Genomic DNA, 15,227 nt, shown 5'->3' with positions numbered 1-15,227 from the left:
TATGCAACGTTATTCCGGCTTCGGACTGGTCAAACATGCGCTCGGGCACCACGAAAACTGGGAGCGCCAATGGCGCAACCCCGAACCTAAAAAGCGCTACGACGTCATTATCGTCGGCGGTGGCGGCCACGGGCTAGCCACCGCCTACTACCTGGCAAAAGAGTTCGGCATCAAAAATGTCGCCGTGGTCGAAAAAGGCTGGCTGGGCGGGGGTAATACCGCACGTAATACGACCATCGTACGTTCCAACTACCTGTGGGATGAAGCGGGACGGCTCTATAACCACTCGCTGGATCTATGGAAAGGCCTTTCCCAGGATCTGAACTACAACGTGATGTTTTCCCAGCGCGGCGTGCTCAACCTGGGCCACACCTTGCAGGATATGCGCGACATTCAACGCCGCGTTCACGCCAACCGCCTGAACGGCATCGACAGTGAAGTGGTCACCCCCCAGCAGATCAAGGAGATCGAGCCTGAGCTGGATATCTCCACCCGCGCCCGCTACCCGATCATGGGGGCTTCCTGGCAGAAGAGCGCGGGCGTTGCACGCCACGACGCGGTCGCCTGGGGATATGCTCGCGCCGCCGACGCGCTGGGTGTCGACCTTTTGCAGAATACCGAAGTCACCGGCTTCAAGATCCGTGACGGCAAGGTGCTCGGCGTCCATACCAATCGCGGCGATATCGAAGCCAACACCGTGGGCTGTGTTGCGGCGGGTAATTCCGGCGTGCTGGCCAACATGGCGGGCATCAAACTGCCGCTAGAGTCGCATCCGCTACAGGCGCTGGTCTCCGAGCCGCTCAAGCCAATTCTCAACACCGTCACCATGTCCAACCACGTTCACGGCTATATCAGTCAGTCCGACAAAGGCGATCTGGTCATCGGTGCCGGTATCGACGGCTACATAGGCTACGGCCAGCGTGGCAGCTACCCGACCATTGAGCACACTCTTCAGGCCATCGTTGAGATGTTCCCGATGTTCTCCCGGGTGCGCATGAACCGCCAGTGGGGCGGCATTGTAGATACCTGCCCTGATGCCTGCCCGATTCTGTCCAAGACAAAGGTCAAGGGTCTGTATTTCAACTGTGGCTGGGGCACCGGTGGCTTCAAGGCGACCCCCGGCTCCGGACATATTTTCGCCGCGAGTCTGGCCAAAGGTGAAATGCATCCCATCGCTGCGCCTTTTTCCATCGATCGTTTCCATACCGGTGCGCTGATCGATGAACACGGCGCTGCTGGCGTGGCGCACTAAGGAGAGCCCATCATGTTTTATATCTTCTGCCCTTACTGCAAGGAGCACCGCGAGGAAGAGGAGTTCCACGCTCGCGGCCAGGCCCACCTGATGCGCCCCTCCGATCCGGACAATACCAACGACGAAGAGTGGGGCGACTACCTGTTCTTCCGCAACAACCCGCGCGGCATTCACCACGAAATGTGGGTGCACTCAGTGGGCTGTCGCAAGTTTTTCAATATCACCCGCAACACGGTGACCTACGAGATCCTTGAAACCTACCCCATGGGTGAGCAGCCGACCATGACGGCGGCAACGCCCAACGTTCGTCACGAACAAGGCGTTCAAACGGCCGATGGTGGCTGGCAGACCGTGGGCGCACGCCCTGAAAGCAAGGCACTGAACGAGGAGGCCTCGTCATGACCCAGAAAAATCGTATTGATGCCGGCGGTCGCGTCGATCGCTCCCAGGTGCTTGAGTTCACCTTTAACGGCCAGAGCTACCAAGGTTTTAAGGGCGACACGCTGGCCTCGGCACTGCTCGCCAACGGCGTGGATATCGTCAACCGCAGCTTCAAGTACTCACGCGCTCGCGGGATTGTCGCCGCAGGTGCTGAAGAGCCCAATGCGGTCGTCCAGCTAGGCGCCCGGGATAACACTCAGGTGCCCAACGTCCGTGCCACCCAGCAAGGCCTGTATAACGGTCTGGTGGCGCGTAGTACCAACGGTTGGCCTAACGTCCAGCGTGACGTAATGAGCTGGGTAGGCCGCCTGGGTGGTAACTTCATGCCGCCGGGGTTCTACTACAAAACCTTCATGGCTCCTGCCTCAATGTGGATGACTTATGAGAAGTACATCCGCATGGGCGCGGGCCTGGGCCGCGCGCCCACTGAATCCGACCCAGATATCTACGATCACATGCATCATCACTGCGATGTGATGGTGATTGGTGCGGGCCCGGCGGGTCTTGCCGCGGCGCTTACCGCCGCCCGTGCCGGCGCCCGCGTTATCCTGTGCGACGAGCAAGAAGAAATGGGCGGCTCGCTGCTGGACAGCCGCGAGACCCTTGATGGTATCGCCGCGTCGCGCTGGATTAAGCAGACACTCAACGAGCTTGCTGGTATGGAAACCGTGATGCTGTTGCCGCGCACCACCGCTAACGGTTATCACGATCACAACTTTGTCACGCTGCACGAGCGGCGTACCGAGCACCTGGCCGATACTGCTCGTGAAGCGGGCTTCCCCGATGAGTCGCGGGCACGGCTGCACCGCGTGCGCGCCGCCCAGGTGGTGCTGGCCAGCGGCACCCACGAACGCCCGCTGGTGTATGCCAACAATGACCTGCCAGGCAATATGCTCGCCGGAGCGGTCTCCAACTACATCCGCCGCTATGCGGTGGTGCCCGGCAACAGCCTGGTGCTCACCACCAGCAACGACCACGCCTATCGTGCCGCGCTTGACTGGAAAGAGGCTGGGCGCAAGGTCGTCGCGATTGTCGATGCGCGGGCCACCCCCGACGGCGACCTGGTTCGTCAGGCCCGCGACAGCGGTATTCGCGTTATCACCGGCAGTGCCGTGATTGAGTCGCGTGGCAACCAGCGCGTCACCGGGGCACGGGTTTCTGCCATTGATCTCAAGCGCCATGCGGTGACCGGGAAGGTCGAAGAACTTGTGTGCGATACCATCGCAAGCTCTGGCGGCTATAGCCCGGTGGTTCACCTGTCTTCACACACCGGTACGCGGCCCGTCTGGAATGATGAGCTGCTGGGCTTTATACCCGGCAAGGTCAGGGGCATGCAATCGGTAGGCGGCGTGGCCGGTTACTATGCGTTGAGCGAGACACTGGCTGATGGCGCTCGCGCTGGCCGCCTGGCCGCGCTGGAAAGTGGCTTTAACAACGCTCAGGATATCGTGCTGCCGGCTACTCAGGCGCGACGCGACGCTCCGGCCTGCGCACTTTATCAGGTGCCCCATGAAAAGAGCGCCCTACGTGCCCCCAAGCAGTTTGTTGACCTGCAAAACGATGTCACCGCCGCGGGCATTGAAGTGGCCACCCGCGAAGGCTTTGAATCCATCGAACACGTCAAGCGCTACACCGCACTGGGCTTTGGTACCGACCAGGGCAAGCTGGGTAACATCAACGGTATGGCGATTGCTGCACGCTGCCTGGGTCGATCGATTCCTGAAGTAGGCACCACCGTTTTCCGGCCCAACTACACGCCGGTTACCTTTGGCGCTATCGTTGGTCGCCACTGCGGCGAACTGTTTGATCCCAAACGCTACACCGCGCTGCACGAGTGGCACGTGGAAAACGGTGCCGAATTCGAGGACGTGGGGCAGTGGAAACGTCCTTGGTACTTTCCTCGCTCGGTCAACGGTAAAAAAGAAACCATGCACGAAGCGGTGGCTCGCGAGTGCCTGGCGGTGCGCGAAGGCGTGGGTATTCTCGATGCTTCCACACTTGGCAAGATCGATATTCAGGGGCCGGATGCCCGCGAGTTCCTGGGCCGCATCTATACCAACAAGTGGGCCCAGCTCGCCCCCGGGCGCGTGCGCTACGGCCTGATGTGTAAAGACGACGGTATGCTGATGGACGACGGCACCACCAGCTGTCTGGGCGATAACCACTTCCTGATGACCACCACCACCGGTGGCGCGGCAGGCGTGCTGGAATGGCTGGAGCTGTGGCACCAGACCGAATGGCCCGAGCTTCAGGTCTACTTCAATTCGGTAACCGACCACTGGGCGACCATGACCGTAACCGGCCCGGATGCGCGTAAGCTGCTTTCCGAGCTAACGGACATGGATCTTGATAAAGAGAACTTCAAGTTCATGGATTGGCGCGATGCGACGGTCGCCGAAGTGCCCGCGCGTATCTTCCGTATCTCGTTTACCGGGGAGCTGGCGTTTGAAATCAACGTGCAGGCCAACTACGCCATGCACGTCTGGAAAAAACTCTTTGAGCACGGCAAGAAGTATGACCTGACGCCCTACGGCACCGAGACCATGCACGTACTGCGCGCCGAGAAAGGCCTGATCATCGTGGGGCAGGATACCGACGGCTCGGTGACCCCGGAAGATCTCGGCATGCAGTGGGCCATCGGTTACGACAAGCCCTTCCCATGGATCGGCAAGCGGGCCCTGTCACGCCCGGATACTCGCCGCCAGGATCGCAAACAGTTTGTCGGCCTGAAGCCCAAGGATCCCACGGTGGTGCTGGAAGAAGGCGCGCAGATCGTGTTTGACGGAAAACAGTCGATTCCTATGGATATGAAAGGCCACGTAACCTCCAGTTACTACAGTGCGTCGCTCAAACATGGCTTTGCCCTGGCCGTGGTGATGGGTGGTCACGAGCGAATGGGCCAAGCCGTGTATATCCCCATGGCGGACGGCACGGTGCATGAAGCCGAAATCGTAAGCCCTGTGTTTATCGACCCAAAAGGAGAACGCCAGCATGTCTAACGTGCGAGAGTTCAACACCGTGCCTGACGGTCACCCGTCAGTTGAGTCTCCCCTGGCGTGGAGCTATCAGCAGCAACACACAGGCATTGTGCTGCGTGAAAAAGCCTTGCTAGGCCACTTGGTGCTGCGTGGTGGCGCTATCGTGCTGGATGAGGCGGTTCGCGCAACGCTCGGCATCAGCCTACCGGCCAAGCCCAACGCGCTTGCGTTTGATGACAGCGGCGAGCGCTCGATTCAGTGGCTGTCGCCCGATGAGTGGCTGGTGATCGTGCCAGGCGGCGAGGAGTTTGCGTTGGAAAATGCGCTGCGCCATGCGCTTGGCGATGCCCACTACGGCATCGTAAACGCGAGTGGCGGCCAGACGGTACTGACACTTAGCGGCGAGAACGCCCGCGACGTGCTGATGAAATCGACGCCCTACGATGTGCATCCCAATGCTTTCCTGGTGGGAAAGGGCGTTACCACGGTCTTTGCCAAGGCCACCGTTGTCCTGCGCCGCCCTTCCGAGACGCACTGGGAGCTGGTGGTGCGCCGCAGCTTTGCCGACTACTGCTACCGCTGGCTGCTTGACGCCTCGGCGGAATATGGCATCGACACACAATAATAAGCCACAGGCCAGCATCGCTGGCCTGCCCTGACTTACTGATTAAGCTGATGAAAGAGAAGCGCCATGAGCCGAATGACGGATACCTGGATACTTGCCGCCCAATGCCCCAGTATTTTGGGCACGGTCGATGTCGTGACCCGCTTTTTAAAGGAGCAGTACTGCTATATCACCGAACTTAACTCCTTCGATGATCGGCTAGGCGAGCGTTTCTTTATTCGGGCGGAGTTTCGCCCCGAGCTTGATGCCTTCAACGAGCAGACGTTTCAGGAAAATTTTGAACACCGCGCGGCGGAGTTCGGCATGACGTTTGAATTGACCCCGCCGGCCAAGCGAACGGGCGCCGTTATTCTTGTGTCCAAAGCGGATCACTGTTTAAACGATCTGCTCTACCGCTACCGTACTGGGCAGCTGTCGCTAGATATCAAGGCGATCATCTCCAATCATCCGGATCTTGAGCCGCTCGCGAGCTGGCACGACCTGCCTTATTATCATTTGCCCATCACGCCCGACACCAAGGCTGAGCAAGAGACCCAGGTACTCGATATTATTGAAGGCACCGGGGCGGAGCTGGTGATTTTGGCGCGCTACATGCAGGTGCTATCGCCGCGCATGTGCGAGCTTCTGAGCGGGCGAGCCATCAATATTCACCACTCGCTGCTGCCGGGCTTCAAAGGCGCGAAACCTTACCACCAGGCCTATGACAAGGGCGTTAAGCTGGTCGGCGCCACGGCGCACTACATCAATAACGATCTTGATGAGGGGCCGATTATCGCCCAAGGGGTAGAGCCGGTTGATCATGCGCACTACCCTGAGGACCTGGTTGCCAAAGGGCGCGATATAGAGTGCCTGACGCTGGCCAGGGCTATTGGTTACCATCTTGAGCGACGGGTTTTCCTGCATAACGGGCGCACGGTCGTGTTCGGCAACTGACCGCGTATCATGCATAACGCGACGTTTTTCACTAAAGCCAGCAACACAATAGTTAAGTCTGTTCATCGGTTTTGACGATCGGTAAATAATGCGGCATTAATGCATGTTTATCCTGTCTTAAACCTGATGAGTCGGCTTTTTTATTCCCAATTAGAGGTCTTCCATGCCTATCAGTGTTTTCGATCTTTTCAAGATTGGCGTCGGCCCATCCAGCTCGCATACAGTCGGCCCCATGATGGCAGCCTTCAAGTTTGCGACGGTTCTGCGCGATAGCCAGATACTGGACCAGGTGGGCCGCCTGGAAGTGCACCTGTATGGCTCGCTTTCCGCCACAGGCATTGGCCATGGAACCGACCACGCCATTGTCATGGGCTTGTTGGGAGAGCGGCCTGACACCATCGACCCCTCGATTATCTTGCCGACCGTTGAGGCGTTAAAAGACACTCGCGGCCTGTCGCTGGGCCGCCAGAAAGATGTTGTTTTTGTTTGGGATCGGGACATTATCTTTCATGAAGAGAGCCTGCCCCACCACCCTAATGCTATGAAGCTTTGTGCCTTTGCTGAGGACGACAGCCTGCTGACCGCCAATACCTATTACTCGGTAGGCGGCGGCTTTGTGGTCGATCAGAATCAGGTAGATGCCAAGCTTGAAGACATGGATACGGCCGAGATCCCCTTCGATTTCAACTCCGCGGAAGAGCTTCTGGCCATGTGCAAACGCGAAAACATGAGCATTAGCCGCCTGATGCTGGAAAACGAGAAAACCTGGCGCGGCGAGCAGGAGGTCAGAGACGAGCTTTGGCGCATTTGGCAGGTCATGTGCGAGTGCATTGATAACGGGCTAATCCATGAAGGAATCTTACCCGGCGGGCTTAACGTCAAGCGCCGGGCAAGGCAGCTTCACCAACGCCTGCAGGCGGCCGAGCAGAACGACTGCCTGATTGCCTCTACCTTTTCCGCTATGGAATGGGTCAATATCTTCGCACTCGCCGTGAACGAGGAGAATGCCGCCGGTGGGCGTATGGTCACCGCCCCAACCAACGGCGCAGCGGGGATCATTCCCGCCGTGCTGCACTACTACATGAAGTTTCAGGCGGGTGCCAGCGAGCGCAACGTGGTGGACTTCCTGCTTACGGCCGGCGCAATCGGCATTCTATGCAAGAAGAACGCCTCCATATCCGGCGCCGAAGTAGGCTGCCAGGGCGAAGTGGGCTCGGCATGCGCCATGGCCGCCGCGGGCTTGGCTGAAGTCATGGGCGCCACGCCTGAGCAGGTCGAAAACGCCGCCGAAATCGGCTTGGAGCACAATCTGGGGCTGACCTGTGACCCGGTGGGCGGCCTGGTTCAGGTGCCCTGCATCGAGCGCAATGCGATTGCCACCGTCAAGGCGATCAACGCCGCCCAGATGGCCCTGCGCGGCGATGGCACCCACTTTATCTCCCTAGATAAAGTCATCCGCACGATGCGCGACACCGGAAAAGACATGCTGGATAAGTACAAGGAAACGTCCAAGGGCGGATTGGCCGTGAATGCCATTGAGTGTTAGAGCGTGCGCTTTAGCTATACATTTCTGAGCTAAAATACTATCTAGCGCTTTGTTCATTAAAAGCCCAAGTAATGCTTGGGCACATCGCCTTAATCAGCCGCCAGTACATTGAGAAGCTTTTGCGCGAACAGTACCGGGGCTTCTACTGAAGGTACGTGGCCCACGCCGTCCAAAACCATCAGTGAAGCACCGTCAAGCTCCATTGAAAGCGCTTGCAGCGTTGCAGGCGGCGTGGCTAGATCTTCACTGCCACCCAACAACTGTACGTTGGCGTGCTTGCCGGTCAGCTTTCCAATAAAGCTATCGCGCCCCAGCATTTCGCACAGCTGGGCGTAAGACTCATCATCGCCACGGCCCATTTGAGTGCACCAGCCGGCTTTCAACGCGGGGTTTGCCGCAAACGCCGCCGGTGCAAACCAGCGCGGCACAATCTCTTGGGCCATCGCCGCCAAGCCTTCCTGACGCACGCGGCCTGCACGGGTGCTCCACAGCTCCGCAGTGCCGATCACCGCGCCGGTGTTGGTTAGCGTGACGGAGAGCAGGCGATGTGCATGTTCGGCTATCAGCTGCTGACCAACCACGCCGCCTATCGAGGTGCCGGCGAAGTGAAAGCGCGCAGCGCCTGCAAGCTCTACCAGCGCAAGCGCCTCTGCGGCGAGATCAGCGGGGCTGATGCGCTTACCGCCCACTGCCTGGCTAGCACCATGACCGGGTAGATCCCAGGTGAGCACTCGATAGCTAGGCAGCAGCGCAGGAATGACGTCATCCCATACCGCTTGGCTCATGCCCAGCGGATGCGCCAGCAACACAAGTGGATTGGCTTCTGCCCCGAGCAGCCGGTAAGCCACGCTGCGACCGCTGATGATATGGAATGCCATAGTGCCCCCGTTAAACCCGTTCGATTAGCGTTGCGATACCCTGACCAACACCCACGCACATGGTGCACAGCGCGTAGCGTTTGCCGCTGTTTTGCAGCTCAAACGCAGCCGTCATGAGCAGACGTGCTCCTGACATGCCCAGTGGATGGCCAAGAGCAATCGCGCCGCCGTTAGGATTCACGCGAGGGTCATCGTCTTGCAAACCCAGGTCGCGCATGCAGGCCAGCGCCTGAGCGGCGAACGCTTCATTGAATTCAAATACATCGATCTCGTCGATAGAAACACCGGTACGCTTCAGCAGTTTCTGTACAGCCGGTACCGGTCCGTAGCCCATAATACGCGGCTCAACGCCTGCGGTGGCCATTCCAATAATTTTCGCTATTGGCTTAAGACCGTGCTGTTTAACCGCCGCTTCGCTGGCCACCAGCATCGCCGCCGCACCGTCGTTGACACCGGAGGCATTACCCGCCGTAACGCTGCCGCCCTCACGAAAGGGGGTTGCTAAGCCCGCCAGCTTATCGAGTGTGGTTTCCCGCAGATGCTCATCCTGATCAAATATCAGGGGCGCCTGTTTGCGCCGCGGGATCTCAATCGCCGTAATCTCTTGGGCAAAGCGCCCGGCTTTTTGGGCAGTCGCGGCTTTCTGCTGCGAGCGCAGCGCGAACGCATCCTGATCTTCCCGGGAGATATTGAACTGCTCGGCGACGTTTTCTGCGGTCTCCGGCATGGAGTCAACGCCGTAAGCTTTCTTCATTAGCGGGTTGATAAAGCGCCAGCCAATAGTGGTGTCTTCAATTTTTTGGCCACGAGAGAAGGCGCTATCGGCTTTGCCCATAACATAGGGTGCGCGGGACATAGACTCAACGCCACCAGCAAGCGCCAGCGCCATCTCGCCCGCTTTAATGGCGCGAAAGGCCGTGCCAACCGCGTCCATACCCGAACCACACAGGCGATTCATGGTGGTGCCAGGTACCGAGGTGGGGATACCCGCCAATAGCGACGACATACGCGCCACATTGCGGTTATCGTCACCGGCCTGGTTGGCGCAGCCCATAAAGACTTCTTCAATCGCCGCGGGATCAAGAGCCGGTGCTTCTGCCAGGACGGCTTTAAAAATGGTGGCGGCGAAATCATCGGGGCGTACGCCAGCTAAGGTGCCGCCAAAACGACCGATGGCGGTGCGTCGGGGATGGCAAAGGTAGACGTTTTTAATATCGACATCACTCATAAAAAACTCCTTATTCGCCGGCGTGAGCGCGTTCAGTACGTGCTTTCAACTCGCGTAAGATCGTCAGCTCTTTTTCGCTGGGCTCAGGCGTGCTTTCAAGCTGTTCAGCAAAGCGTACTTCCCACCCCGTAGCATCCATTACGTCGCTGCGGCTAATGCCGGGATGTAGCGATACCACCACCAGCTCTTTCGTCTCCGGATCGGGTTTCATCACGCACAGGTCAGTAATCACGCGGGTAGGCCCTTTGCCAATATTGGGTACGTTATCGCGCCCTTTCCCGTCACGACCAAAGCCTAACGTAGTCACAAAATCAACGTCCTTAACAAATGCCCGCCTGCTGTGCTTAAGCGTAATAAATACTTCGCCTGCGTTAGTGGCAATTTCTGGCGCGCCGCCGCCGCCCGGTAGGCGGACTTTGGGCGCTTTGTAATCGCCAATCAGCGTGGTATTCAGATTGGCAAAACGGTCGATTTGCGCAGTGCCTAAAAATCCCACATTGACCTTTCCGCCCTGCAGCCAGTAGCGGAACATTTCCGGTACCGCCACGGTGGTCAGCGCGGACTCACACAGTTCGCCATCGCCGATCGAAAGCGGCAGAATCTCAGGCTTGGTTTGTAGCGTGCCAGACTCATAGATCAGCACCACGTCAGGCGCGTGGGTCAGCCGCGCCAAGTTGGCGGCCTCAGAAGGCAAGCCGATGCCCACAAAGCAGGTCATGCCATTTTCAAGCGCCCGCGCCGCGGTCACTGACATCATTTCTGAAGAGCTATATTCCAGATTCATCAGGCGCGGCCTCCCACGTTAAACACGTTGTCATCAAGCCACTCAGTAAAGGTATCGCGGTCGCGGGCGATGGCATCCCACTCTTTATAAAAGCGATTGCTGCGGCCGTAATAGCCATGGGTATACGAGGGCAGCGCACCTTTCTCAGCCACCGCAATGGCGCTGATGGCCCAGCCGGGAATCACGCAGGCATTAGGGTGCGTATTAAGGTCATCAACGATTTCTTCTACGGTGACGATACTGTGCTTAGCCGCCAGCACTGCTTCTTTTTGTACACCGACAATCCCCTCCACCAGCACGTTGCCTTGGCGGTCGGCGCGCTGGGCGTGAATAATCGACACATCCGGACGCACTGACGGCACAGCGGCCAAGCGCTCACCGGTAAACGGGCATTCAATGAACTTGATTTGGTCGTTCACACTAGGCAACTCACTGCCCACATAGCCGCGCAGCACCGCGAGCGGTAAACCTGCCGCCCCGGCTTCAAAAGCACAGGCCATGGCCGCATGGCTATGCTCAAGAATATCGATCTTATGGGGCCAGCCTTTCTCAACCGCATCGCGCAGACGGTGTAGCGAGCCCACGCCGGGATTACCTCCCCAAGAGAAAATCACTTTTTTCGCGCAGCCCGCGCCAATCAACTGATCGTAGATAATATCGGGCGTCATGCGAATTAGCGTTAGATCACGCTTTTTCTGGCGGATGACTTCATGGCCCGCAGCAAAAGGAATGAGGTGGGTAAAGCCTTCCATGGCTACAGTGGCGCCGTCTTGGACGTAGCGCGCTACCGCGTCATGCAAGCTGAGAAACTCGGCCATATAGGATGCCTCTTAGCAGGTCGTTGGCGAATCGCAGGAGCCTGTTCGTCTTGCGAACATAGATTCTTAATGCGAACAATTTACTGCCGAACGCTAATCGGGTCAAACCCTACTGCGGGAGCTTAAGGTTTAATCGATAAATTTATGCTCCTAATAATTATCTTAAAATTCATATTTTTCAGACTATTATATAATTTCATCAGCTTTTTTAGCGTTCGCTTCATGAGCTCGCCTGCTACCAAGGTATAGTCTCACTAAGGCGCTCCACTCACCTTTTTTAACCGCGCAGATGACTGAATCGCTATACGCTGGCCACCGGCGTGACCGGTGAACCTATCGCGCCGGGTAAGCGCAGCGGTGGCGCTGTCAGTAAGAACCGATTACGTTCACGGCTATGCAGCCATTGCGCTAAGTCCTTCAGATACCACAGCTCCGCCAGCGGCAAGCCGAGCTTGAATAAGCAGTGGTGGTGCAAGGGAAGCTTGGAGCAGCAGCCAGGCTCCAATTCGCGATCCATGTTCTCTACCGCGTAATTATCGGCGCAGATGGCCGAAATCCCACTGTCGGTGATCCACTTCAGCAGGGCCTGATCGCTGCCGTCGAGCACGGCGCCAGTATTTTTCAGCACGTCCGGCTGCGGCTTGCCTTGCATATCCAGCAATGCCTCTGCGAAGCCCGTGCGCAATACCAGCATATCGCCACGCTCAATCACCACGTTCAGTTGCTCCAGCGCCGCCATCAGCGCCGCATGGCCTACCAGCGTTCTTCCCATGCCAAACACACGAACCAAATCAACCAATACGGCCCGGCCCTGCATACCATGCACGGCCATATTTTCAACGCCCAAACGCTGGGCATAAGAGTCATGCTGTTGATGGGGCTGCTGACTCAAATTGAGCACATCCTGGTCAGCCAAATAGCCGTTGTAATAGCGACGCTCTGGCTGCCCGTCATTATCGCCATCGAACAGAGCGCCCACATGGGCAAGCGAGTCCCACTGTGTGGAGTACTGCAGCGAGAGCTGAACCTGATCGTCACTAATAACGTCCTGTAACTCTGGGCTATGAGTGGCGAGAGGAAAATTGATGTACTGGTCATCACCGAGCGCCGTGGGAGATAGCTTTGGCGGTGAGCGGCGAGGATTCAGTACCTTGCCACCAGGAATATCCAGCGGCAGCGACAGGCAGAACGTTACGCCCTCAAGCACTTCCTTAACGCCTTTGAGCACCTGTTCAGGCCCAATCAGATTAACCCGCCCTAGCTGATCATCGGGCCCGAAATCACCCCAGTTACTGCCTTCAGGACGCTGTTTCCATCGTGGCTGATTCATGACTCTCCTTTTTGCTCATGCTGTGTGGCAATGGCAATAATACGTTGCAGGCTCTCTCGCTCCTGAGCCTGGTGTTGCGTCCGGGACTCCTCGCTCCAGCGGTAAAAGCCGCGCCCGGTCTTGGCGCCTAAACGCCCCTGGGCAACGTAATCTTCAAGCAGCGCAGCAGGTTCATCACGCGCATCAAGATCTGGATAAAGGTAGCGAGCGATATTCAGGTGAATATCTAGCCCGTTAAGGTCGCGCTGGCATAGCGGGCCATTGAGTGCCATGCGCACGCCGATGGAGTACTGCACGATGTCATCCAGCGCCTCGGCCTCTACCACGCCTTTCTCTAATAGCGAGAGGCATTCACGCATAATGGCATGCTGAATTCGATTGGCGACAAACCCAGGCACGCAGGTATTGAGCACCGCCGGGCGTTTTCCCAACTGTTTTAGCCAGCGACACGTCGTCTCCACGACCGCAGCCTCCGTATGGCTACCGGGAACCACTTCTACGGTAGGAACAATGTCTGCCGGATTAAAGAAGTGCGTACCTAGAAAACGTTGCGGTAGGCGCAGGCTACTTCCGATATCGTCGATAGGAATACCCGAAGTATTGGTCATAATGATCGTGGTGTCGGCCACGCTGGCCTCGATTTGGGCCACGACCTTCTGCTTGATGGCGATATTCTCGGTCACGCTTTCGATCACAAAATCTGGGGCCTGATTCATTTTCAACTGAGTGGTGAAACAGACGCCGGCAGCGCACGCCCCCATGCTCAGGCGGCTGGCTTCCAGCACCTGCGGGTTGGTATCCACCACCACCACGTGAACACCCTGCGCAGCCATTAACTTAGCTAGCGTGGTGCCCATCGTGCCGGCCCCCACCACAACGGCTTGCAATGAATCTTGTTGCATTAGCTTTGCTCCCTTCACGGCGTCTGATGAGCTTTGTAGTTAGGCTTAGACAAACGTCGCATTGAATAAAATCATAAGCGGGTTAACTATGACGCCACAAAACGAACTTATGTACGCTATGCGCACATAGTAGACAATGTCGAATATGCCGACAATAGAGGTCTTTACCAATGAATGCGCTGGCCAATTTCTTCACCCGGCTCGTTAATCGCTACATGCCTGACCCTCTGGTCATTGCCATACTGCTGACCGTGCTGACCATGCTATTAGCCGTGTTGATGCAGGGCACCAGCCCATTGGATGCGGTGCGTTATTGGGGCAACGGCTTCTGGGACCTGCTCGCGTTTAGCATGCAGATGACGGTTATCCTTTTAGCGGGCTATATTCTGGCCAAAACGCCATTAGTAGACGGTGCCCTCAACCGTATCGCTGCGCGCGTTAAAACACCCTTTATGGCGATTGTTGTCGCGACCCTGGTAGGCGGTATCGGGAGCTGGTTGAACTGGGGGTTTGGGCTGGTGATCGGCGGAATCGTTGCTCAGAAGCTGGCACTGAACGTGAAAGGCCTGCACTACCCTCTGGTGATTGCCGCTGCGTATTCAGGCTTTGCGCTTTATGGCATTGGCCTGTCGGGTAGCGTGCCGCTGCTGATTGCCACCGAAGGGCACTTTCTTCAGGACACCATCGGGCTGATACCGCTTAGCGAAACAATCTTCTCGCCTATTCTTTTGATCACCAGCGCCTTTATTCTTCTCACCCTGCCCTTTTTCAATGCTTGGCTGCACCCTAAAAAAGCCGCAGATATTGTTGAAATCGATCCAAGCTCCGTCGCTAAACCTGCCGAAGTCCCTCTGGCTAAAGGCGAAAAAGTCACCGTTGCTGAGCGCATGAATCACAGCAGATGGGTGGGCATCGGTATTGGCTTGCTGGGTATGCTGTATATCGCGCTGTATGCGTTTGATGGCGGTTCGCTAAACCTTAATACGGTCAACTTCGCTTTCCTTTTCCTCGGCATACTACTGTTTGCGTCACCGGCCCACTACCTAGCCGCCTTGGCAGACGGGGTACGCATCGTTTCCGGCATCATCGTGCAATATCCTTTTTACGCGGGGATCATGGGTATTCTGGTCGGCTCGGGCTTAGTAGTGTCGTTCGCTAATATCTTTGTGGATATCTCCAGCGCACAAACGCTGCCTATCTGGTCGTTTATCAGCGGCGGCATTATCAACTTGCTAGCCCCTTCTGGTGGCGGTCAGTGGGCAGTCCAAGGCCCGGTCATGGTGCAAGCCGCCACAGAGCTGGGTGCTTCCCAGGCAGCGACGGCACTGGCCGTGCAGATAGGCGATCAGTGGACCAACATGGTTCAGCCGTTTTGGATCCTCCCGGTACTGGCTATCTCTGGCTTGAAGTTACGCGATGTGATGGGCTATATGGTGCTGATCCTGATTTATCTGGGAATCATCTATGCCAGCGCTGTAATGATCTGGGGCTATCTTGGCGCCTAAAGAGCGC

At 57.4% G+C, this 15,227-nt stretch carries 13 protein-coding genes; 7 read left to right on the top strand and 6 right to left on the bottom strand.

Translation table 11 applies throughout. From position 1 onward, the window contains the following. Nucleotide 1: 1 nt before the first annotated feature. The 6 genes from ACT3TF_RS13040 (at nt 2) to ACT3TF_RS13015 (ending at nt 7,775) form a co-directional block, all read left to right on the top strand. Nucleotides 2–1,252: a sarcosine oxidase subunit beta family protein gene (locus tag ACT3TF_RS13040; protein ID WP_096276966.1), complete on the top strand. Its 1,251-nt coding sequence runs from the start codon at nt 2–4 to the stop codon at nt 1,250–1,252. Nucleotides 1,253–1,264: 12 nt separating this feature from the next. Next, the gene (locus tag ACT3TF_RS13035) at nt 1,265–1,654 is read left to right on the top strand and encodes a sarcosine oxidase subunit delta (RefSeq protein WP_444672330.1); all 390 of its coding nucleotides are present in this window, start codon (nt 1,265–1,267) and stop codon (nt 1,652–1,654) included. After that, on the top strand, nt 1,651–4,692 hold the full coding sequence (locus ACT3TF_RS13030; RefSeq protein ID WP_193063148.1) for a sarcosine oxidase subunit alpha family protein: 3,042 nt from the start codon (nt 1,651–1,653) through the stop codon (nt 4,690–4,692). The genes ACT3TF_RS13035 and ACT3TF_RS13030 overlap by 4 nt, the downstream gene beginning before the upstream one ends. Further along, on the top strand, nt 4,685–5,296 hold the full coding sequence (locus ACT3TF_RS13025; protein ID WP_444672329.1) for a sarcosine oxidase subunit gamma: 612 nt from the start codon (nt 4,685–4,687) through the stop codon (nt 5,294–5,296). The genes ACT3TF_RS13030 and ACT3TF_RS13025 overlap by 8 nt, the downstream gene beginning before the upstream one ends. A 66-nt stretch (nt 5,297–5,362) precedes the next feature. Further along, nucleotides 5,363–6,229, top strand: a complete 867-nt coding sequence (gene purU, locus ACT3TF_RS13020; RefSeq protein WP_193063144.1) for a formyltetrahydrofolate deformylase — start codon at nt 5,363–5,365, stop codon at nt 6,227–6,229. A 163-nt stretch (nt 6,230–6,392) separates the two neighbouring features. Further along, complete coding sequence (locus ACT3TF_RS13015) at nt 6,393–7,775, top strand: L-serine ammonia-lyase (protein WP_193063142.1); 1,383 nt, start codon at nt 6,393–6,395, stop codon at nt 7,773–7,775. 89 nt (nt 7,776–7,864) lie between these two features. Here ACT3TF_RS13015 and ACT3TF_RS13010 read toward each other — a convergent pair whose 3' ends face one another. The 6 genes from ACT3TF_RS13010 to ACT3TF_RS12985 form a co-directional block, all read right to left on the bottom strand. Beyond that, nucleotides 7,865–8,653 (bottom strand): alpha/beta fold hydrolase, encoded by a 789-nt coding sequence (locus tag ACT3TF_RS13010; protein ID WP_441684468.1) that lies wholly within the window; start codon nt 8,651–8,653, stop codon nt 7,865–7,867. A 10-nt stretch (nt 8,654–8,663) separates the two neighbouring features. Then, entirely contained in the window at nt 8,664–9,866 is a 1,203-nt protein-coding gene (gene pcaF, locus ACT3TF_RS13005; protein WP_441684484.1) for a 3-oxoadipyl-CoA thiolase, read from the bottom strand. A 25-nt stretch (nt 9,867–9,891) separates the two neighbouring features. Further along, nucleotides 9,892–10,665, bottom strand: coding sequence for a CoA-transferase subunit beta (locus tag ACT3TF_RS13000; protein ID WP_441684469.1), 774 nt, complete (start codon nt 10,663–10,665; stop codon nt 9,892–9,894). Continuing rightward, nucleotides 10,665–11,483: a CoA transferase subunit A gene (locus ACT3TF_RS12995; RefSeq protein WP_441684470.1), complete on the bottom strand. Its 819-nt coding sequence runs from the start codon at nt 11,481–11,483 to the stop codon at nt 10,665–10,667. The genes ACT3TF_RS13000 and ACT3TF_RS12995 overlap by 1 nt, the downstream gene beginning before the upstream one ends. Nucleotides 11,484–11,784: 301 nt before the next feature. Continuing rightward, nucleotides 11,785–12,813 (bottom strand): cyclase family protein, encoded by a 1,029-nt coding sequence (locus ACT3TF_RS12990; protein ID WP_444672328.1) that lies wholly within the window; start codon nt 12,811–12,813, stop codon nt 11,785–11,787. Beyond that, complete coding sequence (locus ACT3TF_RS12985) at nt 12,810–13,715, bottom strand: 3-hydroxyacyl-CoA dehydrogenase NAD-binding domain-containing protein (RefSeq protein WP_444672327.1); 906 nt, start codon at nt 13,713–13,715, stop codon at nt 12,810–12,812. The genes ACT3TF_RS12990 and ACT3TF_RS12985 overlap by 4 nt, the downstream gene beginning before the upstream one ends. Nucleotides 13,716–13,885: 170 nt before the next feature. On the opposite strand from ACT3TF_RS12985, the gene ACT3TF_RS12980 reads away from it, so the two are divergent. After that, on the top strand, nt 13,886–15,220 hold the full coding sequence (locus ACT3TF_RS12980) for a short-chain fatty acid transporter (protein WP_193063026.1): 1,335 nt from the start codon (nt 13,886–13,888) through the stop codon (nt 15,218–15,220). The last annotated feature ends 7 nt before the right edge of the window (nt 15,221–15,227 follow it).

The organism is Halomonas sp. AOP25-F1-15, from assembly GCF_052378675.1.
GTDB classification, from domain to species: domain Bacteria; phylum Pseudomonadota; class Gammaproteobacteria; order Pseudomonadales; family Halomonadaceae; genus Vreelandella; species Vreelandella casei.
Note: the sequence above shows the minus strand (reverse complement) of the source record. Positions and strands in the feature narration are given on the sequence as shown.

Bases quoted from the DNA above. Each gene is read 5' to 3' on its own strand.
- ACT3TF_RS13040 (WP_096276966.1), top strand. From the start codon at position 2: ATGCAACGTTATTCCGGCTTCGGACTGGTCAAACATGCGCTCGGGCAC.
- ACT3TF_RS13035 (WP_444672330.1), top strand. From the start codon at position 1,265: ATGTTTTATATCTTCTGCCCTTACTGCAAGGAGCACCGCGAGGAAGAG.
- ACT3TF_RS13030 (WP_193063148.1), top strand. From the start codon at position 1,651: ATGACCCAGAAAAATCGTATTGATGCCGGCGGTCGCGTCGATCGCTCC.
- ACT3TF_RS13025 (WP_444672329.1), top strand. From the start codon at position 4,685: ATGTCTAACGTGCGAGAGTTCAACACCGTGCCTGACGGTCACCCGTCA.
- purU (WP_193063144.1), top strand. From the start codon at position 5,363: ATGAGCCGAATGACGGATACCTGGATACTTGCCGCCCAATGCCCCAGT.
- ACT3TF_RS13015 (WP_193063142.1), top strand. From the start codon at position 6,393: ATGCCTATCAGTGTTTTCGATCTTTTCAAGATTGGCGTCGGCCCATCC.
- ACT3TF_RS13010 (WP_441684468.1), bottom strand. From the start codon at position 8,653: ATGGCATTCCATATCATCAGCGGTCGCAGCGTGGCTTACCGGCTGCTC.
- ACT3TF_RS13000 (WP_441684469.1), bottom strand. From the start codon at position 10,665: ATGAATCTGGAATATAGCTCTTCAGAAATGATGTCAGTGACCGCGGCG.
- ACT3TF_RS12995 (WP_441684470.1), bottom strand. From the start codon at position 11,483: ATGGCCGAGTTTCTCAGCTTGCATGACGCGGTAGCGCGCTACGTCCAA.
- ACT3TF_RS12990 (WP_444672328.1), bottom strand. From the start codon at position 12,813: ATGAATCAGCCACGATGGAAACAGCGTCCTGAAGGCAGTAACTGGGGT.
- ACT3TF_RS12985 (WP_444672327.1), bottom strand. From the start codon at position 13,715: ATGCAACAAGATTCATTGCAAGCCGTTGTGGTGGGGGCCGGCACGATG.
- ACT3TF_RS12980 (WP_193063026.1), top strand. From the start codon at position 13,886: ATGAATGCGCTGGCCAATTTCTTCACCCGGCTCGTTAATCGCTACATG.